Below are 22,563 nucleotides of genomic sequence, written 5' to 3'. Positions count from 1 at the left end.
AGGCCAAATGATATCATGCGTTCTCTCTTCGCTCCGTCACTCGGGCGCTGATCATCATCAATCAGGGAAGTGTTATGTCTAGCGGATTGGGCACCATCGAAGTCTGGGATATCGAAACTACTGAAACCGCAACGCGCAATGCGTTGCCTTCGCTTGGTCGCGCCAGAACCAGTGCGACTGAAGTCGATTTGGAAACACTAAGTGAAAACCTCAAGGGCGTTCTTTCCCGGTTCCAGGCTGTGCTTGACGAACAGCCGATAGCGAAGTCCGGTTATTGCGTCGATGAGATTGAAGTCTCGCTTGGGGTGAATGGCAAAGGCAGCATTGCGTTGATCGGCAAGCTTGAAGCCGGCATGCAAGCCGGTATCAAGGTGAAGTTCAAGCGGAGTCTGTGATGACGCCGAAAGACTACGTCAGCGCCAGGCAGACAAGCGCGAGTCGACGTGTCTACACGGAAGAAGATATTGCTGATAGCGTCGCCAGGGCGTGTGAAGCCGCAGGGCTGAAACTCTCGGATTTACTCGTACAACTGAACGAGAAGGATTGGGCAGAGTTTCTGGTTAACTACCTAAAGCCCCGACTTCATCCTGCGTTGGTAGCGCTTTTGGAATCTGACGCCGTTGCGATCGGTGCAATCGACGATCCTTTGCCTGATGCCTGTATCACCCAGCTGGAAAGCGGCTATGCCATCCTTTTCAGCACGGGCATGCGAGAGTTTGTGTACCGGCTGGCGCGCATAATCTCGACGCGTTTCTCGATCGGAGAACAACGCGTTGAAGTGGAGTTGCACGAAACGGCCAGGCTCGTCGCGGAAGTCTTCTGGTGGTTCGAGGAAACCAACGTTGCCCACGGCCCTGATTACCCGATCAATGATGATCAGATGCAAGTAGCCAACAAGCTGGCTATGGAGGCTGAGGCCTTTCTTCTGTGTCACGAAGTCGGGCATATCGCCTCGGATGTACCTGGCATGTTGGAAGAAATCTCCAGTGACATCCAGGGCGTAGACCTGGAATCGCACTTTGACGAATTTATCGCCGATTTTTTTGGCGCGATGTTTGTGTTGGGGGCGAGGGAGGATGATCACTCTCAAACCGATGGAACCGAGCTGCAATTGAGGTACGCGGGCATCGAGTTCGTGCTGCAGATCTACCAATGCCTGGAAAAAATCGGGCTGGATTTCAGCAACAGTCACCCTCCGGCAAGGGAGCGTCTCGCTCATATCCGCCACGCTATCGGCAGTCGTTGTGCTGACAGCGAGTCATGGCTTGGGTTATCTGCAATCGCCAGCGGCATCGAAGGTATTTTCAATAACATCCTGGCAATCCTCGATTCACCTCAAGAGCATGCGCAGTATTACGAGCGCAAAGCCGCAGAGCTGATTGATGATCTGAATCTCGCGCTGGCTGAGTGTTCGGGTAAGAGCGTGCCCGATTACATGGGCTTCCATCCTCGTGCCACAAAGATTTTTGCCAGGGGCTATCCGGAACGTGTCATTGAACGCGTCGCACAAGTGGCCGCAGGTTTTTTTGACGACGTATATGCCGAGGAACAAGAGGGCGACGACTATGAGCGGTGGGTACGCTTCCAGCAGTTCAAGTTGCTGTTGTCGTTCGTTCGTGAAATGCCTGAAAACGCGGTGAAGACACGCTTCATGATCGCGCTTGGCTGGTCAGAGTAGTCGTGACAACTGTGCGGTTGCGGCCGTTTTTCGTTGCATGTGAACGGCCGCAGGTGGCGTTGGACGGTTACTGAATTAACGTTCAGGGGAAACGTCTGATTCTTGAGCGGCTTCAGCAGCCAGTTTTTCCCGCTCTGCTTTGCTGATGTACCTGTCCTTGCTTTTTGGGGCCAATTTGGCGCTGGCCTTTTTGGCTTTGGCCTTGAACAGCTGTTGCAGTTTTTTCTGGCGATTCATGTGTTGTACCCGGGTTGGACAGGCCAGGATGATACCAGCTTAAAAACGGCCACAGCTCCCCACGCAGCAGCCGCACAGGCCTAGCCAGGCTGCGCCGCCAAGCTATTGCTGACATTACGCCCCAGCACCAGCACCGTCACAAAACCGCAGCCCACCAGGGCCGTGGCCAGGCTCAACAGCACCGAGCTGCCCAGTTGGTCGACGATCCGCCCGCCAAAGAACGAGCCCAAGGCGATGATCACCTGGAACAAGGCGACGAACAGCGGCATGCCGCGTTCGACATCCTTGGGCGCCACCACAAACATCCAGATACTGGCACAGGCCGGGAAGGCGCCGAAGGCGAAACCCCACAGCCCGATCAGCATCGCTGCGCCGGTCATCCCGGTGGCGAAGTGAGGGAACAGGGCGGTGCTGGTGCCGATCATCAGCGCGACCAGCAACAGGGTGTGACGCACGCTGCGGTTGGCGGCGAAACCGGCAAAGATATTACCGAACACCCCGGCCACGCCGAAGAGCAGCAACAGCGAGCCGATCGTCGGCCCGTCGAAGCCGGAGCTGTATTTGAAGAACGGCGCGACATAGGTGTAGGCCGCAAAGTGCGCCAAGCCGATCAACAGCACCGCGATCAACCCGACCCGCGCCTGTGGGTTGATAAACAACGCCGGCAGGTCGCTGATGCGAATGGCCTTCTCCGGGGTGAGCCGAGGCAGCAGGAACACCTGCGCCAGCAGCACCGGCACGCCCAGCAGCGCGGTGACCAGGAACGTCATGCGCCAGCCCATCAGGCCGCTGAGCCAGGTGCCGACGGGCACGCCGAGCACGGTGGCCAGGGTCACGCCCATCATGATGATCGAGGTGGCCTTCGCGACATCCACACCCTTGGGCGCCAGGCGCCCACTGAGGGCAATGGCCGTGGCCCAGAACCCGCCGATGCTGATGCCCAGCAAGACACGGCCGAACAGCAGCAGGTTGAAGTCACTGGCAAAGGCCACGACCGAGTTGGCGATGATCATGATCAACGTCAGGCCGATCAGCAGGTAGCGACGGTCCATCGCGCCAATGCTCACCGACAGAAACGGCGCGGCGAGGGCGGCCATGATGCCCGGCAGGGTCACCATCAGCCCGGCGTGGCCGGCACTGATACCGAGGTCGGCGGCGACGTCGTTGAGTACGCCCACCGGCAGGAACTCACTGGTCACCAGGGCGAAGGCGCCCACCGCGACCGAGAGAATCGCCAGCCACTGCTGTTTGACGCTTTGTTGATTATGTTCGGGACGGCCGCTGGGGGCCTGGAGGGCGCTTGGCATGATGCTGGGTTCCAAGGGGGATGTCGCCTGAGGCCAGGCGAAGGGGAAGAATTGGGAGGCGATTATAGGAATCGGGTTTGGCCACCCCATAGGCGAGCGGTTCGATAGTAATCATCAGTGTTATCGATGTGAGGCTGTTGAGCGGGATTGCCCAGGTCCGCCCATGTAGCCTGACTGATTGGCTGGCCGCCGTCTGTCCAGGGGGGATTTGTTTAACGCTGAAACGTCTGCGCCAGAAAGTCGCTGATCAGCGCTGTCACCTGTTTTTGAATCTGCGCCCGTGGTCGTGCGCCCTCACCATCTCGACAAATCATGCCGTCGCCTGGCGAACGCTCTTCGATCAATGCGACCGCCCCCGGCTTGCAGATCGACATAAAGCTGAAATGGTTGGCGTCGCTGATCGCCACGTAGCGCGTCGAGGCGGTTGGCAGGCGCTTGGCCAGGTCGGCAGACTCCAGTTCGGCAGGCATATCCTCCGACGGTACCACGCCTGCAATCACCAAAACCGGCACCCGCAGCGCCGCCAGGCTCGCGTCGGTCATGCCGCGTGACAGGCCCAGGTCCAATGACACTATGGCGGTGACGCGTTTATCGCTCAAGTCAGCGGCCAGTCGCGCCTTCCCGTCAGGTGTCCCGGCGGGGTTCATCTCCTGGTAGCCGATGCAACCGCCGAGCTTGGGGTGGATGCTGCAGTCGCGGCTGAACAGCTCGGGGTCGAAGCGCGCGCCGGCGATCTCCAGTACGGTCCAGCCGCCGAGGGAGTGGCCTGCCGCGGCAATCTGGTTTTTCGCCACCGCGCCAAATTGCTTCGGTTGCGCCAGGACTGCGTCGATGGCACGGCTCAGGTCGGCCGGGCGCTGCCATAACGCTGCGGCGGCCTGGGGGCTGCGGTCTTTGCTGGTAGTGCCGGGATGGTTGACCGCCGCCACGATATAACCCTGGTGCGCCAAAGCACTGGCCAGCCACACCTGTTTACCCCAATTACCGCCGTAACCATGGGAGAGCACAACCAGGGGATGTTCGCCGCTGGCCGGTGGTGCGTCGGGCACGGCGAGGGCGCCGATGAAGACGACGGAGTCGGCGATCAGCGTTGGCGTGGCGGTGGTGTTGGCGGGGTACCAGACCGCCAGTTCCAATGGGCGAGCGTGGTGGGCGTCGGGCAGGGTGGTGCTCTTGAAGCCGATGAGGGGGGCGTCAGCGAATGCGGGTGTGGCCAGGCAGGTCAGGAGCAGGGCGGCGAAGGTGGTTTTCACTGTTTTTATCGTCCTTGAAGTGAGGCGCGCATCATGACTTTAACCACTTGGTTTGAATAGCGTGCACGCGGGATTAGGACGTGGCTGACGTCATCCTACTGTTAAGTATGACGGAGCGGTCCTTAGTGTTTTTAGGAAGCGGCTGGCTTACCCGGGATAATAAATCGTGCATGTTAGGGGCGTCGTTCCTACTGCTGGCTTGTTAGCAAGCCGAGAGAGTAATTCCTGACGCTATGGTGATCACTATGAAACGCTCAACGGTGTTTTTGTTGTTGGCGTCTTGCATGAATGCAAGACGAGCCCTGCTTGCTGTGTTGGCTGTTTGCGTACTGGTTTTAGATAACGCAGCCTACGCGATAGATCGATCTATTACTAAAACCCAAACGCCGGACCCCGTTCTTGTGATATCGAATAATGCGGGTGTCGGATTAGCATTTTTTAACTTGGCTACCTCAGATTTCCCCAGTGGTACGCTACCCTATCCTAAACAATTATTAGGGGTCGACTGGAAGACGACCTACTATCCTCAGAGTATTAGCGAGTCGGTCGAGTTGTGCTACTACCGCCCCTACAGTTCTGAAAAGAACTGTGTTGCTATTAACCCGAACTCTTCCGGAACACTATCAGACTTTAATGGTGAGGCGTTCAACCATGGTTCGCGTGTCACCATCGGTCATACGGTACTAGGAGGAGTCCCTCCCTATGCTCGTCCTGCCGGCGTTGATTCAGTGACCTTTCGATATAGAGACTAGTCAGGTGCCCGCTCAGGGGGCACTTTTACTGCGGCCTTCTGTGCTGACAATTGAATATTTTGAATGTAGGCAAGTTACAGCCGCCTCTACGGGGTGAGATTTTATGATTAACCTGACTTCTTATGCTTCGATAGCTCATGGTCGCCTGACAGGCAGTCCGGTGAATGTTGTTAGCCCGCCAACTCAACACAAGACTGATGCATCCTTGACTACAAGCAGTCGCGTTACCAACAGCACCGTATCGACGCTCGCCCATCAATTAAGCGAAGCCGCCACGCGCGCTGAAGCCCGTCGCGGTCAAAACACCCCCCATCCACTCGACTCGATTACGGGCGACACCTACCTCGCCAACAAAACGCAGCACGACGCAGAGCTTCCAAAGACCGCCACCCCAGAATTGCTGGCTCGCGCCCGTCAAGCAACCGCCTTCGTCAACGGGTTCGACAGCAACCCCTTCAAAGGCCTTGCGCGCGATCAATTGAGCTTGATCGCCCACGACGAGGGCGGCGCCTTTACCACCCATGAGCGACGTGCCGCGTTGCAGGAGATGCAAACTGTCGCTCCCCCAGTGGCGAGTAGCCCCAGGTCGGCAGGCATCAATGGCCGTGACCTGATGATCTCCCGCTTGTTCGGCCACCGTGAGCTGTCGGTTGCCCAACCTCCGGCGACCTTTGAGAACACCACTCAAAGCGCTTTTGAATTCCTCAATCGCGATGATCGTGCCTTGATCTCGGATATGTATGCTTATGCGCAGGCGGAAGGTGCGGATCTGGGCTATGTGGATCGCCTGGCTTGGTCACTTGGCCACTACCGTCATTTGAGCGATGGGCGCCAGCTCTTGAGCGGCAACAATGGCTACGATTCGGACGGGTATCGAGTGACTTACAACTTCAAGGAAGAAGATGCTGCAATTGCCTCACGTATCCTGAAAGGTTCGGCGATCAACAGCACCCGCCTCGACCCAGGCTATTTGCGGCATATCCTGAATCCGGATTACGGAGCACTCTCAAATACAGGTGGTATGCCGTTCCTTGAACAGATGGTCATCAAATTCTCTGGCGAAGGGGCTTCACTGCCCTCGCTGGGCAATGAGTTCGCCACTTTAAAAACCGTCAAGATCAACGACAATATTGTGATCACCACGAATAAGAACATAAAACTACCGCCCTCCAAGGTACTCGCCGCTAGCGTCAACGGTACCTGGAGCCTCACCGAAGAAGGCAAAGCCGCCGGCTACACGTTAGACAAGGCCACCGGCAAGTTGCAACGGGCGACTGCCGCTGCAGACAATCCAGCGCCACACGGCTCCACCTCGCCTGTCCCCGTCGACAAAGCCCCCCATCGCACCCTCCTGGAGGCCCTCGCCACCAGCCGCAATCGGGCGCCTATGGGGGTGACCGGACCCGGTTATCTGTTCACGGTGATGAGAGCTATCAACCCCTGATGCGGCGGTCGTCGCCCTATACCCTAGGCATGGGTCAGCCCCGTCAACGTATCCGCAATGGTCTTGGTCCGTTGCGCCGTACCCTCCGTCGCACGGCTCGACGCCTCCAGCACATCCAGCATCTCCCGCAACGCGCCCACCCCGGTGGACTGGTCTTCAATCTGCTGGGCCACGCGCTGGATCTCACTCGACAACAGGTCAATATCCACACCGATTTCCGCTGCATTCTTACGCGTGATTTCCGCCAGCTTGCGCACCTCGTCCGCCACCACCGCAAAGCCTCGGCCCAGGTCGCCCGCGCGCGCCGCTTCAATCGCGGCGTTGAGCGCCAGCAGGTTGGTCTGCCCGGCGATCTGCTGGATCACCTGCACAATCGACTGGATACGCAAACTCGACCCCGCCAGCGTGCGCGCGCCTTGCACCGCGACATCCGCCTGGCTGGACAGGCCCTCCACCGTGGCCCCGGCCTGGGCAGACACCGTGTTCTGCTGGCCAATCGTGCCCACCAGTTCATCCATCGAGGCGTGTAACTCACCGGAGTAGTGCTTGAGCTGCGAAGCGATGTCCTCCTGCTGGCGCTCGGCCTGGGCCAACACCAGGCCCAAGTCGGCCAGGCCTTCGAAGACTGGCAGGATATTGCGGTCCAGGCCTCGGGTATTCAGGGTGTCGGTGAAATCATTGTTCTTGAACGCCGCAATCTGCTTGACCACCACATGGTTCAACCCCGCCAGCTTCTTCACCTGACGCCGCAGGAAAAATGCCTTGAACTCGCCGTAATGGGCGATGAAATTGTCCACGTACTCATCACTGAAACTCGCACCCTTGGCCACCCGAAAGAAGAAAATCGCCGTCAGCGTCTGATTCAGGTTCAAGCCCAGAATCTCCCCGAAGGTCGAAAACCCCGCCAACGGCACATCCCCAAAAATGCCGGCCATGCTGCCCAGCTCGGCGCCGTTATTCAGTCGGCGCAAAATGCAGTCATTCAAAATCCCCGCCACCGGCTGGCCGCCCTTGCCACGCAAAAACTGCTCGTAGTCCAGGCGTGTGGCCTCACGCAATGGCGTACGCCGCACCATCACCAGCTCTTCGCCCGGCGCTACGTCGCAAAACAGCTGCACGATCTGCTGTTCATAGTCGATGCGTGCGATGGAGCGCACAAACAACTCACTGCCCACCCGAATCGCGAACGAGTAATCCGCCAGCTTCGACTCCAGTGCCTGGGGGGCGCAATTGAACGCGTCACACAGCGCCTGCACCATGCTCTTGATATTGCCGCTGCTGTCGATCACCTGGTCAATCGTGCGGTCCTCCACCGAGGCGGTCAGCACACTGAAGGTCAAATCCGCGGCCTTGAAGTTTTGGCTTTTAAACACGCCAAAGCGCACATGGGCCGCGGTCTTGAGGAACACAATCTGTGCATGGTTCTGATAACTGCGCTGGCCATCGTGGATCAGCGTTTTCTGGAAATCCGACTTACCCCCAGCCGACCCGCCTACGAACAAGCATGGAAAACGCCCGGACTCATACAGCGCCTCCATGAAAAACGATTCCGACGCCGACAACCCATCGAACACCACGTAGGCCAAGGTGTCGCGGTGATCGATCGAGGTGTGCACCTGCACCCGCTTGATATTGGCCACCAACTTGGCGATCCGCTCCTGCATCCCCAAGCGCTTGCCGCCGCTGCGAATGTCCTCACACTCCAACGGCACCATCACCACCTCGGCAGAGGCAATCACACTGTCATCAAACAGCTGCAACACCATCCGGTCCCAGCGCTCGCCGGTCGCGCAATACAGCGAATCGGCGGCGTTGCACAACTCACCGGAGGTGGTGCACAGGCTGATGGCGGTTTGCGGAAAGCGACGCTTGAGCTTGGCGGCGACCTGGTCGATGTCCAGGTGGGGGGAGATGAAACCGGTGATCAGGGTGGGTGTGATGCGCAGGGTGGCCAATGAAGACTCCAATTCATTGGCGGTGCAGGTGAGGGTGGCGGTGCCTTGACGATCGGCCCGGGCTTTTTTTAGAAGGGAAAGTGGGTTCATAGGGCTGGCTCGAACGGGTGGAGGGGCGCAGGTCATAGGCATGCGGTTAGTAGGGTTATCGGCGGGTTCGGTGAGGGCTGGAGGGGAGGACGCAAAGATGCGACGAATGAGCGCAGGGCACTCCCTCTTTGGGTTTGTCAGTCAGAAAGACAAGAAATAACCGGTTCATCATTCAGGTGATTTGAACGGCCATTCGCTGGAAGATGGGTTAAGGGGCTTCCGAGCGGTAATGCTGGCGGGACTAGGAAGTTACTTACGAATTCCTACTTTCATGTATGACAGTGCTGTCCTTCGTGTTTTTAGGAAGTGCTTGGCTTTCTACGGTTATTAAATCGTGCAATGGTAGGGGCGTGATGCTTACAGCTGGATTGATTTGAACCTGACATGTTAATAACTGACTCTAGGGTGATGATTATGAAAGGCACGATTGTATGGGCGCGCGGTATTACTCAAAGACGAACGTTGCTCGCTTTGTTAGCGGTTTTTGTAACGTCTACTCATGGGACTGCTTTTGCGGCAGAAAACGCTATTACTAAAACAGCAGCGCCCAACCCCGTTCTTGTTTTATCTAACTCTGACACCCAGCCAGGCGTCGGGCTTGCGAGTTTCAATGTTTTGGCTGCGGATATTCCCCAAGGTACACTCATTGATCCCAAACAGTTGTTAGAGATTAAATGGACTACGACCTACTATCCTCAGGGTACCAAGGAAGATGTGAAGTTATGTTATTCCCGCCCCTTCAGCGCCCAAGAGGAATGTAGAACTATCTTTCCAAATTCATCCGGAACGCTGTCAGACTTCAATACTCAGGCCTTTGGTCATGGCTCACGAGTCATCATCTACCATAGTGTACTAGGGGGGACACCACGTTATGTGAATCCTGCCGGCACCGACTCAGTGACATTCCGATATCGATATTAATAAAACAAAAAGTACTCGCAGCCTATTTGGCTGCGGGTTGCTTTCCAGTTTTGACAATAGACTTTTCATCGCACCGTTGCTGTTTTCCCAAGCCAAGGTGAATGCTCATGGTCATTATCAATCCTGCCGCACCGTCGGCTTACAACCCCGTGGCAAACAGCTCAGTCAACACCACGCCTCGCTCTTCGGTGTCGCCAGGCGATGAAGTCAAACCCGATACCTATGGTTCAGCAACCGATAGTGGCACCTTCAGCTCAGTCTCAATCCTGGCTCAGCAATTGAGTGAAGCCGCAACGCGTGCCGAAACCCGCATCGGCCAAAACGATATCAGCCTGCTCGACTCGATTACCGGCGATCAGTACCTCGCCAACAAAGCGCGGCACGACGCGCAGGTTCCCTCTACCGATAACCCGGATCTCCTGGCACGGGCTCGACAAGCGACCGGCTTCGTCAACGGTTCTGATACCAACCCGTTCAAGGGCCTCACACGCGATCAACTCCAGCTGATTGCCCACGACGACGGCGGGCCTTTCACCCTCAATGAGCGACGTGCCGCATGGGAAGAGCTGCGATCGATGGAGCCTCCTGCGCCGGCCAAGTCCAATTCCCACCGTGACCTCATGATTTCGCGCCTGTTTGGTAGCAACACCGAGCCACCGGTCGCCAAACCACCGTTTACCCGCTTCAATGGCACCCTAAACCCTAACCTTTTCCTTAACCGCGAGGATCGTGCCTTGTTCGCGGATATGTATGCTTATGCGCAGGCGCAGGGAGTGGATTTGGTTTATGTCGATGCATTGGCCATGACACTCGGCACCTATCGTCATCACAGCGATGGCCGCCAGCTCTTGGGGGGCAACACCGGCTATGACGCGGAGCGGTATCGAGTGACTTTCGATTTCAAGCCGGAAGACGCTGCAATCGCCTCACGCGTCCTCAATGGTTCGGCGATCAACAGTACCCGTATCGACCAGGGTTTTTTGCGATACATCCTGCATCCAGACCATGGGGCGTTCATGAACATCGGGGGGATACCGTTCCTGGAGAAGATGGTGAACAAGTTCTCCAGCGAGGGCGATCAGCAACCGCCGCTGGGCAGCGAGTTCGCCACCTACACGCGAGTCCGGATCGAGGATCACATTGTTCGCACCACGGACAAGTCCATAAGGCTGCCGCCCTCCGAAGCACTCTCGGGTATCGTTAATGGCGTATGGGGCCTGACCGAAAAAGGCAAGGCGGCTGGTTATAGCATCGACCCGGTCACCGGCCGGATGAGCAAGCCAGCCAAAGCCCCTGATGATCAAGCGTCGCCGCCCTCTACCCTGAATGCCCCTGTGGATACGGCGCCCAATCGCAATGCCTTCGACGCCCTCGCAGACACCCGCGACCAGCCCAACGCACGATGGATCTGGCCCGGCCATCTGTTCAAATTGATGAGGGGGTTCAAACCTTGAGGCTTGGGTGAAGACGGTCAATGGCGGTCCTCTATCACCGCCGGTTGGGGGGCAATGGCGCAAGAGCGCGGCGTAGCCAGCCCCCGAGGCTTCTCAACGTCATGAGCGGACGTTAACGGCAGCGATTCGAAAGGCGCAGCTTCAGCGGGACTGAACACCGTGGACGTTCATCCGTTGGTCATAAATCAGACGGAAGGCACATAAGGTGTCTAAAGTTGTTCTGTACTGGGCAGATAAACCCTATGTCGTTTATATCCGCAACAACGTTCAAGGATCGAACTCATGACCCAGCGTCAAGCCAGCCGCATTTCCCCTACCGGTCATCCGCGTTTTCGCTGGTTTGCTTTCATCCCGGTCCTGCCCGCCGTCGTGTGGATACTGGTGCAATCAACTTCTGCGGCCAACCTGGCGGCCTGCGCGGTACTGGTGTTGATCGGCTTCGGTGCCTGTGCCTGGAGCGCGGGTTCGCAGCGTGACGCCACGCGGCGAGCCATTGCGCGTGCGCAGGCGGATCAGGCCGACGCGGACGCGGCACATAACGGCATGGCCGCGCGGGCACAGCTTGATGAAGTGTTGCTGGGCGCCATGCCGATCTGGGCCAAGCAGGTGGAAAGCTCGCGCCATCAGACCGAAGAAGCCATTGTGAGCCTGGCCAACCGTTTTACCGGCATTGCCGCACGGTTGCAGGAAACGGTACAAGCCTCGCAGCACGCTGCGGGTGAGCTGGATGGCCAGGCCGCCGACGGCGCGCTTGAGGTGCTGGCGCGCAGCGACAGTGAGCTGAGCCAGGTGATCAATTCGCTCAAGGCGACCCAAAGCAGCCGTGACCAAACCCTGGCCCAGGTCCGTAGCCTCACCGCCTATACCGGTGAACTGCGCACCATGGCCGCCGACGTGGCGGCGATTGCCGCGCAAACCAACCTGCTGGCGCTCAACGCGGCCATCGAGGCGGCGCGGGCTGGCGAAGCCGGTCGTGGCTTCGCCGTGGTGGCCGATGCGGTGCGCAGCCTGTCGAGCAAATCCAGTGAAACCGGCCAACAGATGTCGGCCAAGGTCGACATCATCAATAACGCCATTACCCAACTGGTACAGGCCGCGTCCAGCAGCGCCGACCAGGACAGCCACTCGGTGGCGGCATCCGAAAACAGCATTCAAGTGGTGCTCGAGCGCTTCCAGAACATCACCGGGCGCCTGGCCGAGTCCGCCGACCTGCTCAAGCAGGAAAGCTACGGCATTCGTGATGAGATGACCGAGGTGCTGGTCAACCTGCAATTCCAGGACCGGGTCAGCCAGATCCTCAGCCACGTGCGAGACAACATGCACGCCTTGCATGACCACCTCCTGCAGGCCAGCCAGGCCCCCGACCAGGCGGTCGCCGTCGACGCCCGGCAGTGGCTGGCGCGCATGGAAGCCACTTATGCCACCGACGAGCAACGGCGCATCCATCATGGCGAAGCGGCCGTGCAGCAGAATTCTCAAGACATTACCTTCTTTTAGGAGCACCTCATGGCGAAGAATGTATTAGTGGTCGACGACTCCAGCAGTGTGCGGCAAGTGGTCGGCATTGCCTTGAAAAGCGCCGGTTACGACGTGATCGAAGCGTGCGACGGCCGGGATGCCCTGGGCAAGCTCACCGGGCAGAAGGTGCACCTGATCATCAGCGACGTAAACATGCCCAACATGGACGGCATCACCTTCGTCAAGGAGGTCAAGAAGCTGGCCAACTACAAGTTCACCCCGATCATCATGCTGACCACCGAGTCCCAGGAATCGAAGAAGGCCGAGGGCCAGGCCGCTGGCGCCAAGGCTTGGGTGGTCAAGCCGTTCCAGCCGGCACAGATGCTGGCAGCGGTCTCAAAACTGATTCTGCCCTGACACCCGGCGCCAGGGAGGCTCCCATGCCCATCACCCATGAAACGTTCGATGACACCACCCGCGTGTGCATTGACGGCGAACTGACGATCTACACCGTCGCCGAACTGGCGGGCGCGCTGCTGCCGCAGCTGGGCGCGACGCCACGCATGGCACTGGACCTGTCGCAGGTCACGGAACTGGATGGCGCCGGCCTGCAGTTGCTCGCGGTCATCCAGCGTGAAGCCGGCATCGCCGGCACAGCCTTGAGCGTGATCGGCCAGAGCCAGGCGGTCACGCAGGCACTCCAACTGTGTCGCGGCGCGGTCTTGTAGTCAGCGCCATCCACGTTCATTGATCGACAAGGAAAGTTCAGGTGAGCATCAATCTCGATCAGGCACAGCAGACATTCATCGTCGAGGCGCGCGAGCTGTTGCAAGCCATGGAGCAATCCTTGCTGCAACTGGAAAGCGAGCCCGGCGACCAGGATGCCATTGGCGCGATTTTCCGTGCTGCCCACACCATCAAGGGTTCCGCCGGCCTGTTCGGCCTGGAGCCTGTCGTGAGTTTTACGCATATTGTCGAGGACGTACTCGACCGCCTGCGCGACGGCAGTGTGGCGGTCGATGCCACGCTGATCGCGATGTTGCTCAAGTGCGGCGACCATATGCTCGAGTTGATCGACGTCGTCGCCCATCGGGGCGAAACGTTGCAGCCCGAGGCCCTGGAACGTGAAGCGGCATTGCGCGAGGCGCTGAGCACGTATCAGGCACCTGGCACCCCGGCCCAACGCGTCGAAACCGCCGCGGCCTGCACAGGCACTCCCACCGACGTGCTGTGGCACATCTCCCTGCGCTTCGGCGCGGATGTGTTCCGCAATGGCATGGACCCGCTGTCGTTTCTGCGTTACCTCGAGACCTTGGGGCAGATGATGCAGGTCACGATCCTCACCGATAGCATCCCGGCCTTGGAAAGCTGGGACCCGGAGAGCTGCTACCTGGGTTTCGAGATCGACCTGCGCTCGACAGCCAGCCACGCCACCCTCAACGAAGTGTTCGACTTCGTGCGTGACGATTGTGAAGTGCACATCGTTGCCGTCGATCACACGCCCGACAGCGGCCTGGGCAGCGAACAGGTCACGGCGGCAGAGCAAGGCGCCATGACGGCTTCGGCGCAGCGCCAGCCGGCAGCCAGCGAGGCGAAACCCCGGGACGGTAATTACGTGCGGGTCAACGCCGACAAGCTCGACGAGTTGATCAACCTGGTCGGCGAGCTGGTGATTGCCAGTGCCGGCGCGAGCCTGCTGGCCCGCTCCTGTAACAACGACCCTCTGCAAGAGGCCACCTCGACGGTATCGGGGTTGGTGGAAGAGATCCTCGATGGCGCCCTGCACTTGCGCATGATCCCCATCGGCGACACGTTCAACCGCTTCCGCCGCGTGGTGCGCGATATCAGCCAGGAGCTGGGCAAGGACATCGAACTGATCATCAGCGGCGCGGAAACCGAACTGGACAAGACGGTTGTCGAGAAAATCGGCGACCCACTGATGCACCTGCTGCGCAACGCCATGGACCACGGTATCGAAAGCGCCGATGCCCGGCGTGCGGCCGGTAAGTCGGCCAAAGGCCATTTGAGCCTCAATGCGTACCATGACTCGGGGAGCATCGTCATTGAAATCGCCGACGACGGCGCCGGGCTCAACCGTGAACGCATCCTGGCCAAAGCCCAGGAGCGCGGGCTGGTGGCCAGCGGCGCGGTGCTCACCGACCAGGAGATCTACAACCTGATCTTCGAAGCGGGTTTCTCCACCGCCGAGGCCGTGACCAATCTCTCCGGGCGTGGCGTGGGCATGGACGTGGTCAAGCGCAATATCACCCTGTTGCGCGGCACCGTCGACCTGGACAGCCGCCCCGGCCAGGGCACCGTGGTGCGCATCCGCCTGCCGCTGACGTTGGCGATCATCAATGGGTTCCTGGTGGGCATCGACCAGTCCACTTATGTGATTCCGCTGGACATGGTCCAGGAATGCATCGAACTGGATGAGCGCCAGCGCCAGTCCAGCCGCGACAAGGGCTACCTGGACCTACGTGGTGAAGTGTTGCCGCTGGTGGACCTGCGCGACCACTTCAGCCACGAAGGCCCCGCCTCGCGCCGCCAGAATGTGGTGGTGGTGCGCTACGCCGAGCACAAGGCCGGGCTGGTGGTCGATGAGCTGCTCGGGGAGTTCCAGACCGTGATCAAACCCCTGGGCAAGTTGTTTGGCGCACTGCGCGGCATCAGCGGCTCGACCATATTGGGCAGCGGCGCGGTGGCCCTGATCCTGGATATACCGGCACTGCTCAACCAAATCGTACAACTGGAAGCCCGCACGACCCAGGTGCCTCAATCGCCACCGGCCGTCGCTCGCTGACGTATTCGCAACTCCATGGAGGTTCCCCGATGAAATGGTTCTACGATCTTAAGATTTCCACCAAGTTGATCAGCTCGTTCCTGGTGGTCCTGGCGCTTACCGCCGCCATGGGCGGCTTCGCCATCCACCAGCTCGGTGCGGTCAACCAGGCGGCCCAGGACATCAAGGGCAACTGGATGCCCTCCATGCGCGCAGCGGCCGGCATGCGTTTTTTTGCCGCCAACTACCGCTTGAAAGAAAACCGCCACATCGGTACCGAGATTGCCGAGGAAAAGGCCCAGGCTGAACGTGAGGCCGTGGACTCGCGCCAACAGTTCGAAACCCGCCTCGGGACCTATGAGCAGTTGTTGTCCAACGATGAAGACCGTCAGCTCCTGGCCAGCGTGAAAAGCGCCTGGGCCTCCTACCTGGCGACCAGCAAGCAGTTGCTCGAGCTGTCCCGGCAGAATCAGGAAGCCCAGGCGCGCGGTTTGCTCAGGGGCGAGTCCAAGGAGCATTTCGATGAAGTGACCAGCCGCTTGCAGAAAATGGTCGAGCTCAACGACGGCGGGGCGACCATTGCGGGTGACAAGGGCGCGGCGCTGTACGAAAGCGCACGCGTGTCGATCATCGCGGTGCTGATCGCCGCCTTGTTGATTGGCCTGGGCCTGGCGATGTTCATTGCGCGGATCATTTCCCGTCCGTTGAAGCAAGCCGCGACTGCCGCCGAGCAATTGGCCGAAGGCAACCTCAACGCCCACATCGAGCCGGGTGCCAAAGATGAAACCGGCATGGTGCTCAACGCCATGCGCAACATGGTCGGCAAGCTGGCACATATCATCGGTGAAGTACGCAACGCCGCCGATAACCTGGCCAGCGCTTCCGAGGAGGTCAGCGCCACTGCGCAATCGATGAGCCAGGCCACCAGTGAACAGGCCGCCAGCGTCGAGGAAACCAGTGCATCGGTCGAGCAGATGAGCGCCAGCATCAACCAGAACACTGAAAACGCCAAGGTCACCGACGGCATGGCCAGCAAGGCCGCCAAGGAAGCCACCGAGGGCGGCGAATCGGTACAGCAGACGGTGGTGGCGATGAAGAAAATCGCCCAGCGCATCAGCATCATCGATGACATCGCCTACCAGACCAACCTGCTCGCCCTCAATGCCGCCATCGAGGCCGCTCGGGCCGGTGAGCATGGCAAGGGGTTCGCCGTGGTGGCGGCCGAAGTGCGCAAGCTGGCCGAACGCAGCCAGGTCGCCGCCCAGGAAATTGGCGAACTGTCCTCCAGCAGCGTGGACATGGCCGAGAAGGCCGGCAAGTTGCTTGACGAAATGGTGCCCTCGATCAACAAGACTTCCGACCTCGTGCAGGAAATCAGCGCCGCGTCCGAGGAACAGGCCGCAGGTGTCGCGCAGATCAATACGGCGATGACCCAGCTCAACCAAGTGACCCAGCAGAATGCTTCAAGCAGCGAGGAACTGGCCGCCACCGCCGAAGAAATGAGCAGCCAGGCCGAGCAACTGCAACAGGCCATGAGCTTCTTCGTGCTGGATTCAACGCCCAAGGCCGCGGTTCAAAGCAGCAGCGTGGACAGCCCTGGCAGCAAGCCCAACCGTCAACCGCCACGCCCGAAACCACAGGCGCCGCGCAAGGCCTTCGCCTACAGCATGGCCAGTGCCCCGGACGAATCGGAATTCACCCGCTTCTGATCACAAGAATCGATGCGGGCCTACAGGGAGAATGACATGGGCGCAGTGATGACGACTCGGCATGCCGCGGTTGCGGTGGACGAGGACGCGCAATACCTGACCTTTATGCTTGGCGGCGAAATGTTTGCCCTCGGCATTCTGGGGATCAAGGAAATTATCGAATACGGCAGCCTGACCGTGGTGCCGATGATGCCCGCCTTCGTGCGCGGGGTGATCAACCTGCGTGGCGCGGTAGTGCCGGTGGTCGATTTGTCGGCGCGCTTCGGCCGGGCCAATTCGGCGATCACCCGGCGTTCCTGCGTGATCATCATCGAGGCGAGTACCGAAGATGGCCAGCCCCAGGACATCGGGCTGCTGGTCGATACGGTGTCTGCCGTGCAGGAGATCCCCGCCACGCAGATCGAGCCGCCGCCCAGCTTCGGCGCGCGGATTCGCGCCGATTTCATCAGTGGCATGGCCAAGGTCGACGGCAAGTTCGTGATTGTGTTGGAGGTGGACAAGGTGCTGTCCATCGATGAGATGTCCAGCCTCGCCGAGGGCGGCCAGGCGCCGGCTCTCGACCTTGACCTGCGTTGAGGCCCGACCATGCCAGACACCGCCGTTATCGACGATCGTGAATTCGGCCAGTTCCAATCCTGGCTGTACCGCGCTGCCGGCATCAACCTGTCGCCGGCCAAGAAAGCCCTGGTGGCCGGGCGCCTGTTCAAGCGTCTCAAGCACTATGAGCTGCAGAGCTATGGTGAGTATTTCAAGCTGATCATGAATGACCAACGCACGGGCGAACTGCAGGTTGCCCTGGATTTGCTGACCACCAACGAAACCTATTTTTTCCGTGAGCCCAAGCACTTCGACTTCCTGCGTCAACAGGTGCTGCCCAAGGTCGTGCCGGGCAAGGTGTTTCGTGTGTGGAGTGCGGCCAGCTCCTCGGGCGAAGAACCCTACAGCCTGGCGATGACCCTGGCCGAGAGCCTGGGCACCACCCCCTGGGAAGTGGTCGGTTCGGACATCAGTACCCAGATGCTGGCCAAGGCGCGCAGTGGTCATTACACCATGGAGCGCACCGAGACGCTGCCCCAGCCGCTGCTGACCAAGTACTGCCTCAAGGGCATTGGTCGCCAGGAAGGCACCTTCCTGATCGACAAGACCTTGCGTAACCGGGTCAATTTTGTCCAGGTCAACCTCAACGAAGCGCTGCCCGCACTCGGCGAGTTCGAGGTGATCTTCCTGCGCAACGTGATGATTTATTTCGACCAGCCGACCAAGAGCCAGGTGGTTGCGCGCCTGTTGCCGCTGCTCAAGCCCGGCGGTTACTTCATCATCAGTCATTCGGAAAGCCTCCACGGTGTGAATGACACCTTGAAGCTGGTGGCACCGTCGATTTACCGCAAGCCATGAAAAAGCCTGTCGGCGTGGCCGAAGTGGTATTGGCACCTGGGCAGGTCAGCTTTGCGACGCGGCCGACGCGCCTGCGCACTTTGCTCGGTTCCTGCGTAGCTATCACCTTTTGGCACCCGCAACGGCAGATCGGCGGCATGTGCCACTTCATGCTGCCGGGGCGCTTGCGCAACCATCAGTCCCTGGACGGCAAGTATGCCGATGAGGCCCTGGAACTGCTGGTGCAACACGCCCACCTCAATGGCACGCAGGCACAGGATTACCAGGTCAAGCTGTTCGGTGGCGGCAGGATGTTTCCCGAACAGCAACGCCAGCGGCCGACGCAGGACGTGGCCAGCCTGAATATTCGCGCGGCGCTGGCCTTGGCCGAGCGCTATCACCTGCACTTGGCGGCCCAGGACATGGGCAGTACCGGTTACCGCACGATCATGTTCGACCTGTGGAACGGCAACGTCTGGGTTCGGCACCAACCAATGGGAACACTTCAACAAAATGCCTAACAAAAAAATCAGTGTGCTGCTGGTCGATGACTCGGCCGTAGTACGCCAGGTGCTGCTGGCGATTCTCAGCGATACACCGGATATCCACGTGATGGGTGCCGCCTCTGACCCGATCTTTGCCATGGACAAACTCGCCCGGGAATGGCCGGATGTGATCGTACTGGACGTGGAAATGCCGCGCATGGACGGCATCACCTTTCTGAAGAAAATCATGAGCGAGCGGCCGACGCCGGTGGTGATCTGTTCCTCGCTGACCCAGAAAGGCGCGGAGACCTCCCTGCAAGCGCTGTCGGCCGGTGCCGTGGAAATCATCACCAAGCCCACGACCGGGCTGAAGAGTTTCCTGATCGAGTCGGCGGCCGAGTTGGTGGCCGCGATCCGTGCCGCGGCGAACTCCAACGTCAAGAACCTGGGAAAGCGCGCCGCCAGCCCGGCGCCGTCACTGGCCCCGCCCAGCAAGCTCAGTGCGGATGCGATCCTGCCCGCCAATGGCCACGCCATGGCACAGACCACGGAACGTATCGTCGCCATTGGCACCTCCACCGGCGGTACCCAGGCACTGGAGGCGGTGCTGACAGCATTGCCGAGGGTGTGCCCCGGCATGGTGATCGTGCAGCACATGCCCGAGAAATTCACCGCCTCCTTTGCCGAGCGCCTCAACAGCGTCTGCGAGATCGAGGTACGCGAGGCGCGCAACAACGACCGCATCCTGCCCGGCCTGGCCTTGATCGCGCCTGGCGGCAAACACCTGATGGTTACCCGCAGTGGTGCCTATTATCACGCCCAGGTGATCGACGGGCCGCTGGTCAACCGGCATCGGCCGTCAGTGGATGTGCTGTTTCGCTCGGTGGCCAAGTTCGCCGGCAGGAATGCCACCGGCATCATCATGACCGGCATGGGCGACGACGGCGCACGCGGGCTCAAGGAGATGCTCGAGGCCGGAGCCGCCACCGTGGCCCAGGACGAGGCCAGTTGCGTGGTGTTCGGCATGCCCAAGGAGGCGATCAAGCTCAACGCCGCCCAGCGCATCATGGCGCTGGAGGACATTCATCAGGCGATCTTGTACAAGTGAAGGTGAACGCCAGCGGTCAACGTGTGATCCAGACAGAAACACGTAACCCGCTCTGCTTCGCTTCATCGGCAAAACCCAGTTGGATACGCGCTCCGATACGCTCCACGATCGCCATGACGATGGATAAGCCCAACCCGGAACCGGATTCATGGGTTCCCAGGCTGCGGTAGAACGGGTCGAATACAAGCCGTTGTTCTGCAACGGCGATGCCCGGCCCGGAGTCCGTGACCTCGATAAGGACGGTCTTCCGTTGCGCAGTGACCTTAAGGTCGACACGGCCCGCCGCAGGGGTATAGCGAATGGCGTTGTCGACCAGGTTCTTGAGGAGGATGAACATCTCCATTTCGTTGATGACGACTTGAACATCGGCCAGGCTTTCAACCCCGATATCAATGCCCTTGTGTTCGGCCAAGGGCAGCAAGTCTTCCAGCACCTGGCGAAACACTGCATGGACTGACACGCAGGCTTGTGGTCGAGCGGTCAGCGATTGTGCAGAGGCCAAGGCCAGCAGTTGTTCGATCAGTTTTCGGTTGCGCTCGATCCCCTCGGCCAATGGCAAAAAACGTTCCTGGGCGGTGGCCGACAGTGGCGTAGCCTTCAACCGTTCCGCTTGCAGGGATAGTGCCGTCATCGGCGACCGCAATTCGTGGGCGGCGTCGGCAATGAAACGACGCTGTGTTTCCATCGCCTGCTCGACACGCTTGAGCAACCGGTTGATCGCCACCACGAAAGGCCGGATCTCTGTCGGCAGGTGATGTTCGTCAATAGGATGCAAAGCCTGCTTGTCGCGCTGATCGATTTCGGCCGACAGCGTTGCAATCGGTCTGAACAGCTTGCGCACCAGGTCACCCACCACCAGCAACAGCACCGGAAAGAGAATGAGGAAGGGCAACAGACTGCGCCAGGCGCTTTCGCGCGCTTCCTTGTCACGCACGTCTGCCTCCTGGGCAACCACGATTCGTTGGCCTGCCGCAGTCGTTTTGACCAGTACCCGAAAGGCTTCGCCCGCGATCGTCAAGGTCGACAAACCATCGGCCAGCGTCGTCGGAAAGGGCAAGGGTATGGCGTTGTCATTATTGCTGGGCGCGTGCTCGCTATCGGCCAGGTACTGCACGATGATCCTGGCGTCTTCATCTTCGCCTGCGGCTTGTTCTGCGCTGGGATACTGCAGCGTCATGTGTTGTCGATCAAACAGCGCGGCCACTTGGCGCAGAGCGTCGTCCTGCATTTCGTGTGCCTCATCGAGCGCGGAGGTAAACGCGAATGCCCCGGCCACCAATGCGACGATCAGGATGGCCAGCGACAGCGTGATCGAAAGCCTTAGCTGGACCGAGTCTCTCAAGCGCCTTTTGAAACCATCCATCCCATCCCCCTGACGTTTTTGATGACATGGCTCCCCAGTTTTCGTCGCAATGCATGGATCAGAAACTCCACTGCATTGCTTTCCACTTCATTGCCCCAGCCGTAGATACGGTCCTCCAGTTCGCTCCGCGAGAGGATGGCGCCAGGTCTTATCAACAGGGCCTGTAAAAGCGCGAATTCTCTATTGGAGAGTTGGACGTCGCGGGTCTCGGCCGTGGTGGCCTGCTTCGAGACGAGATTCAACGAGACCTCTCCGTTATCCAGTAGCGATTGCGCGTTGCCGCCACGACGGCGCAATACCGCACGCATGCGCGCCAGCAATTCGGCCATCGGGAAGGGTTTGAGCAGGAAGTCGTCGGCGCCGCCATCCAGGCCCCGCAAACGATCATCGAGAGCGTCCCGTGCGGTGATGATGATCAAGGGCACCGCGTTGTTACGCGCGCGAATGGCATCCAGCACGTCGAGCCCGTCTTTGCCGGGAAGCCCGAGGTCGAGCAGTACAAGGTCATAGCTTTGGGTATCCAGAGCCGCCAAGGCGGTCAGGCCATTTTTCACCCAGTCGGTGGCGTAGCTCGCGTCGTTCAGCACGGCCTGGATGGCCTCGCCAATCATCAGGTCATCTTCAACCAGCAGAATCCGCATGCTGCGCTCCGATAAGGAAAGGTGCGACGGTCGCGACCGCCGCACCTGTATTGAAGCATCTGAGCCGGGGATTGTCCGCCGCCGATTCCTCGCGGCCTCACGGTTTGCCTTTCATCGCGTCGAAGGCGCTGAGCAAATCGTCCATTGCCGCCTTGCATTCGTTTGGCTTTGGCGTGCTGGCGCGAAGGGCGTCGAGCGCTCGATCGATGGCCTTGTCCAGTACATGCCAGTCGCTGGCGGCGCGAGGTTTGATGCCGGCTTCGGCGGAGTCCCAGGTGGTCTCCAGGTCCTTGATGCGCGCCTTGGCCGCGGGCAGGTCGTTTTTCTCGACGAGCGCGCTGACATCGGCGGCGATGGCCCGGAACTCACTCAGGTCACCCAGCTTTGAGCCCGACTGGGCAGGCGCGCTCATCGAGGTAGTTGGTGTACCGGTGCTGGGTTTGTCGGCGGGTTTCGAGCAGCCGGCCAAGCTGCCGAACAGTACCAGGGACGCGACGATTGCTACGTGGCGAAGAGCCGTTTGAAAGGCGGGCATGATGATTCCTTTGGTCG

Annotated in this window: 22 protein-coding genes; 15 read left to right on the top strand and 7 right to left on the bottom strand. The window is 59.7% G+C overall.

The window, feature by feature from the left end; genetic code table 11:
- Positions 1-74: 74 nt before the first annotated feature.
- Complete coding sequence (locus P2T68_RS25830; RefSeq protein ID WP_168232037.1) at positions 75-395, top strand: hypothetical protein; 321 nt, start codon at positions 75-77, stop codon at positions 393-395.
- On the top strand, positions 395-1,678 hold the full coding sequence (locus P2T68_RS25825; protein WP_277378467.1) for a hypothetical protein: 1,284 nt from the start codon (positions 395-397) through the stop codon (positions 1,676-1,678). Before P2T68_RS25830 ends, P2T68_RS25825 begins: the two co-directional genes overlap by 1 nt.
- A gap of 75 nt (positions 1,679-1,753) precedes the next feature.
- Here the strand turns inward: P2T68_RS25825 and P2T68_RS25820 are convergent, their stop codons facing one another.
- The 3 genes from P2T68_RS25820 to P2T68_RS25810 form a co-directional block, all read right to left on the bottom strand.
- A complete protein-coding gene (locus P2T68_RS25820; RefSeq protein WP_168232039.1) occupies positions 1,754-1,915 on the bottom strand; it encodes a DUF2986 domain-containing protein in 162 nt (53 codons plus the stop codon).
- 80 nt (positions 1,916-1,995) lie between these two features.
- A complete protein-coding gene (locus P2T68_RS25815) occupies positions 1,996-3,222 on the bottom strand; it encodes an MFS transporter (RefSeq protein ID WP_150054517.1) in 1,227 nt (408 codons plus the stop codon).
- A gap of 212 nt (positions 3,223-3,434) precedes the next feature.
- On the bottom strand, positions 3,435-4,475 hold the full coding sequence (locus tag P2T68_RS25810) for an alpha/beta hydrolase (protein ID WP_277378466.1): 1,041 nt from the start codon (positions 4,473-4,475) through the stop codon (positions 3,435-3,437).
- 245 nt (positions 4,476-4,720) lie between these two features.
- On the opposite strand from P2T68_RS25810, the gene P2T68_RS25805 reads away from it, so the two are divergent.
- Both P2T68_RS25805 and P2T68_RS25800 read left to right on the top strand, forming a co-directional pair.
- Positions 4,721-5,227 carry a hypothetical protein gene (locus tag P2T68_RS25805; protein WP_146015743.1) on the top strand — a complete coding sequence of 169 codons (507 nt, stop codon included), beginning with the start codon at positions 4,721-4,723 and terminating at the stop codon, positions 5,225-5,227.
- 103 nt (positions 5,228-5,330) lie between these two features.
- Positions 5,331-6,671 carry a hypothetical protein gene (locus P2T68_RS25800; protein ID WP_277378465.1) on the top strand — a complete coding sequence of 447 codons (1,341 nt, stop codon included), beginning with the start codon at positions 5,331-5,333 and terminating at the stop codon, positions 6,669-6,671.
- Between the two features lie 23 nt (positions 6,672-6,694).
- Here P2T68_RS25800 and P2T68_RS25795 read toward each other — a convergent pair whose 3' ends face one another.
- Entirely contained in the window at positions 6,695-8,716 is a 2,022-nt protein-coding gene (locus tag P2T68_RS25795; RefSeq protein WP_024076569.1) for a methyl-accepting chemotaxis protein, read from the bottom strand.
- A gap of 414 nt (positions 8,717-9,130) precedes the next feature.
- Between P2T68_RS25795 and P2T68_RS25790 the strand changes: the two genes are divergently transcribed.
- The 11 genes from P2T68_RS25790 to P2T68_RS25740 all read left to right on the top strand — a co-directional run bounded on the left by P2T68_RS25790 (position 9,131) and on the right by P2T68_RS25740 (position 20,007).
- Positions 9,131-9,637 (top strand): hypothetical protein, encoded by a 507-nt coding sequence (locus P2T68_RS25790; protein ID WP_193689607.1) that lies wholly within the window; start codon positions 9,131-9,133, stop codon positions 9,635-9,637.
- A gap of 107 nt (positions 9,638-9,744) precedes the next feature.
- A complete protein-coding gene (locus P2T68_RS25785) occupies positions 9,745-11,091 on the top strand; it encodes a hypothetical protein (protein WP_277378464.1) in 1,347 nt (448 codons plus the stop codon).
- A gap of 282 nt (positions 11,092-11,373) precedes the next feature.
- The gene (locus P2T68_RS25780; RefSeq protein WP_024076567.1) at positions 11,374-12,588 is read left to right on the top strand and encodes a methyl-accepting chemotaxis protein; all 1,215 of its coding nucleotides are present in this window, start codon (positions 11,374-11,376) and stop codon (positions 12,586-12,588) included.
- Between the two features lie 9 nt (positions 12,589-12,597).
- Positions 12,598-12,966 carry a response regulator gene (locus P2T68_RS25775; protein ID WP_024076566.1) on the top strand — a complete coding sequence of 123 codons (369 nt, stop codon included), beginning with the start codon at positions 12,598-12,600 and terminating at the stop codon, positions 12,964-12,966.
- 23 nt (positions 12,967-12,989) lie between these two features.
- On the top strand, positions 12,990-13,277 hold the full coding sequence (locus tag P2T68_RS25770; RefSeq protein WP_024076565.1) for an STAS domain-containing protein: 288 nt from the start codon (positions 12,990-12,992) through the stop codon (positions 13,275-13,277).
- A 41-nt stretch (positions 13,278-13,318) separates the two neighbouring features.
- Positions 13,319-15,352, top strand: a complete 2,034-nt coding sequence (locus P2T68_RS25765; protein WP_277378463.1) for a chemotaxis protein CheA — start codon at positions 13,319-13,321, stop codon at positions 15,350-15,352.
- Positions 15,353-15,381: 29 nt separating this feature from the next.
- Positions 15,382-17,040, top strand: a complete 1,659-nt coding sequence (locus tag P2T68_RS25760) for a methyl-accepting chemotaxis protein (protein WP_024076563.1) — start codon at positions 15,382-15,384, stop codon at positions 17,038-17,040.
- Positions 17,041-17,076: 36 nt separating this feature from the next.
- Positions 17,077-17,616: a chemotaxis protein CheW gene (locus tag P2T68_RS25755; RefSeq protein ID WP_024076562.1), complete on the top strand. Its 540-nt coding sequence runs from the start codon at positions 17,077-17,079 to the stop codon at positions 17,614-17,616.
- A 9-nt stretch (positions 17,617-17,625) separates the two neighbouring features.
- Positions 17,626-18,435 (top strand): protein-glutamate O-methyltransferase CheR, encoded by an 810-nt coding sequence (locus P2T68_RS25750; protein WP_024076561.1) that lies wholly within the window; start codon positions 17,626-17,628, stop codon positions 18,433-18,435.
- Positions 18,432-18,935, top strand: coding sequence for a chemoreceptor glutamine deamidase CheD (gene cheD, locus P2T68_RS25745; protein ID WP_024076560.1), 504 nt, complete (start codon positions 18,432-18,434; stop codon positions 18,933-18,935). The genes P2T68_RS25750 and cheD overlap by 4 nt, the downstream gene beginning before the upstream one ends.
- The gene (locus tag P2T68_RS25740) at positions 18,928-20,007 is read left to right on the top strand and encodes a chemotaxis response regulator protein-glutamate methylesterase (RefSeq protein ID WP_024076559.1); all 1,080 of its coding nucleotides are present in this window, start codon (positions 18,928-18,930) and stop codon (positions 20,005-20,007) included. Before cheD ends, P2T68_RS25740 begins: the two co-directional genes overlap by 8 nt.
- 16 nt (positions 20,008-20,023) lie before the next feature.
- Here the strand turns inward: P2T68_RS25740 and P2T68_RS25735 are convergent, their stop codons facing one another.
- The 3 genes from P2T68_RS25735 to P2T68_RS25725 all read right to left on the bottom strand — a co-directional run bounded on the left by P2T68_RS25735 (position 20,024) and on the right by P2T68_RS25725 (position 22,546).
- Positions 20,024-21,370 carry an ATP-binding protein gene (locus P2T68_RS25735; RefSeq protein WP_277378462.1) on the bottom strand — a complete coding sequence of 449 codons (1,347 nt, stop codon included), beginning with the start codon at positions 21,368-21,370 and terminating at the stop codon, positions 20,024-20,026.
- The gene (locus P2T68_RS25730; RefSeq protein ID WP_150296195.1) at positions 21,346-22,011 is read right to left on the bottom strand and encodes a response regulator transcription factor; all 666 of its coding nucleotides are present in this window, start codon (positions 22,009-22,011) and stop codon (positions 21,346-21,348) included. The genes P2T68_RS25735 and P2T68_RS25730 overlap by 25 nt, the downstream gene beginning before the upstream one ends.
- Positions 22,012-22,108: 97 nt before the next feature.
- Positions 22,109-22,546: a hypothetical protein gene (locus P2T68_RS25725; protein ID WP_277378461.1), complete on the bottom strand. Its 438-nt coding sequence runs from the start codon at positions 22,544-22,546 to the stop codon at positions 22,109-22,111.
- Positions 22,547-22,563 lie beyond the last annotated feature (17 nt).

It is taken from the genome of Pseudomonas sp. G11 (assembly GCF_029457515.1).
In the GTDB taxonomy this organism is placed as follows: domain Bacteria; phylum Pseudomonadota; class Gammaproteobacteria; order Pseudomonadales; family Pseudomonadaceae; genus Aquipseudomonas; species Aquipseudomonas gorinensis.
This window is presented reverse-complemented; position numbering and strand designations above follow the sequence as displayed.

Coding starts and splice junctions, on each gene's coding strand:
- P2T68_RS25830 (WP_168232037.1), top strand. CDS start 75: ATGTCTAGCGGATTGGGCACCATCGAAGTCTGGGATATCGAAACTACT.
- P2T68_RS25825 (WP_277378467.1), top strand. CDS start 395: ATGACGCCGAAAGACTACGTCAGCGCCAGGCAGACAAGCGCGAGTCGA.
- P2T68_RS25820 (WP_168232039.1), bottom strand. CDS start 1,915: ATGAATCGCCAGAAAAAACTGCAACAGCTGTTCAAGGCCAAAGCCAAA.
- P2T68_RS25815 (WP_150054517.1), bottom strand. CDS start 3,222: ATGCCAAGCGCCCTCCAGGCCCCCAGCGGCCGTCCCGAACATAATCAA.
- P2T68_RS25805 (WP_146015743.1), top strand. CDS start 4,721: ATGAAACGCTCAACGGTGTTTTTGTTGTTGGCGTCTTGCATGAATGCA.
- P2T68_RS25800 (WP_277378465.1), top strand. CDS start 5,331: ATGATTAACCTGACTTCTTATGCTTCGATAGCTCATGGTCGCCTGACA.
- P2T68_RS25795 (WP_024076569.1), bottom strand. CDS start 8,716: ATGAACCCACTTTCCCTTCTAAAAAAAGCCCGGGCCGATCGTCAAGGC.
- P2T68_RS25790 (WP_193689607.1), top strand. CDS start 9,131: ATGAAAGGCACGATTGTATGGGCGCGCGGTATTACTCAAAGACGAACG.
- P2T68_RS25785 (WP_277378464.1), top strand. CDS start 9,745: ATGGTCATTATCAATCCTGCCGCACCGTCGGCTTACAACCCCGTGGCA.
- P2T68_RS25780 (WP_024076567.1), top strand. CDS start 11,374: ATGACCCAGCGTCAAGCCAGCCGCATTTCCCCTACCGGTCATCCGCGT.
- P2T68_RS25775 (WP_024076566.1), top strand. CDS start 12,598: ATGGCGAAGAATGTATTAGTGGTCGACGACTCCAGCAGTGTGCGGCAA.
- P2T68_RS25770 (WP_024076565.1), top strand. CDS start 12,990: ATGCCCATCACCCATGAAACGTTCGATGACACCACCCGCGTGTGCATT.
- P2T68_RS25760 (WP_024076563.1), top strand. CDS start 15,382: ATGAAATGGTTCTACGATCTTAAGATTTCCACCAAGTTGATCAGCTCG.
- P2T68_RS25755 (WP_024076562.1), top strand. CDS start 17,077: ATGGGCGCAGTGATGACGACTCGGCATGCCGCGGTTGCGGTGGACGAG.
- P2T68_RS25750 (WP_024076561.1), top strand. CDS start 17,626: ATGCCAGACACCGCCGTTATCGACGATCGTGAATTCGGCCAGTTCCAA.
- cheD (WP_024076560.1), top strand. CDS start 18,432: ATGAAAAAGCCTGTCGGCGTGGCCGAAGTGGTATTGGCACCTGGGCAG.
- P2T68_RS25740 (WP_024076559.1), top strand. CDS start 18,928: ATGCCTAACAAAAAAATCAGTGTGCTGCTGGTCGATGACTCGGCCGTA.
- P2T68_RS25735 (WP_277378462.1), bottom strand. CDS start 21,370: ATGGATGGTTTCAAAAGGCGCTTGAGAGACTCGGTCCAGCTAAGGCTT.
- P2T68_RS25730 (WP_150296195.1), bottom strand. CDS start 22,011: ATGCGGATTCTGCTGGTTGAAGATGACCTGATGATTGGCGAGGCCATC.
- P2T68_RS25725 (WP_277378461.1), bottom strand. CDS start 22,546: ATGCCCGCCTTTCAAACGGCTCTTCGCCACGTAGCAATCGTCGCGTCC.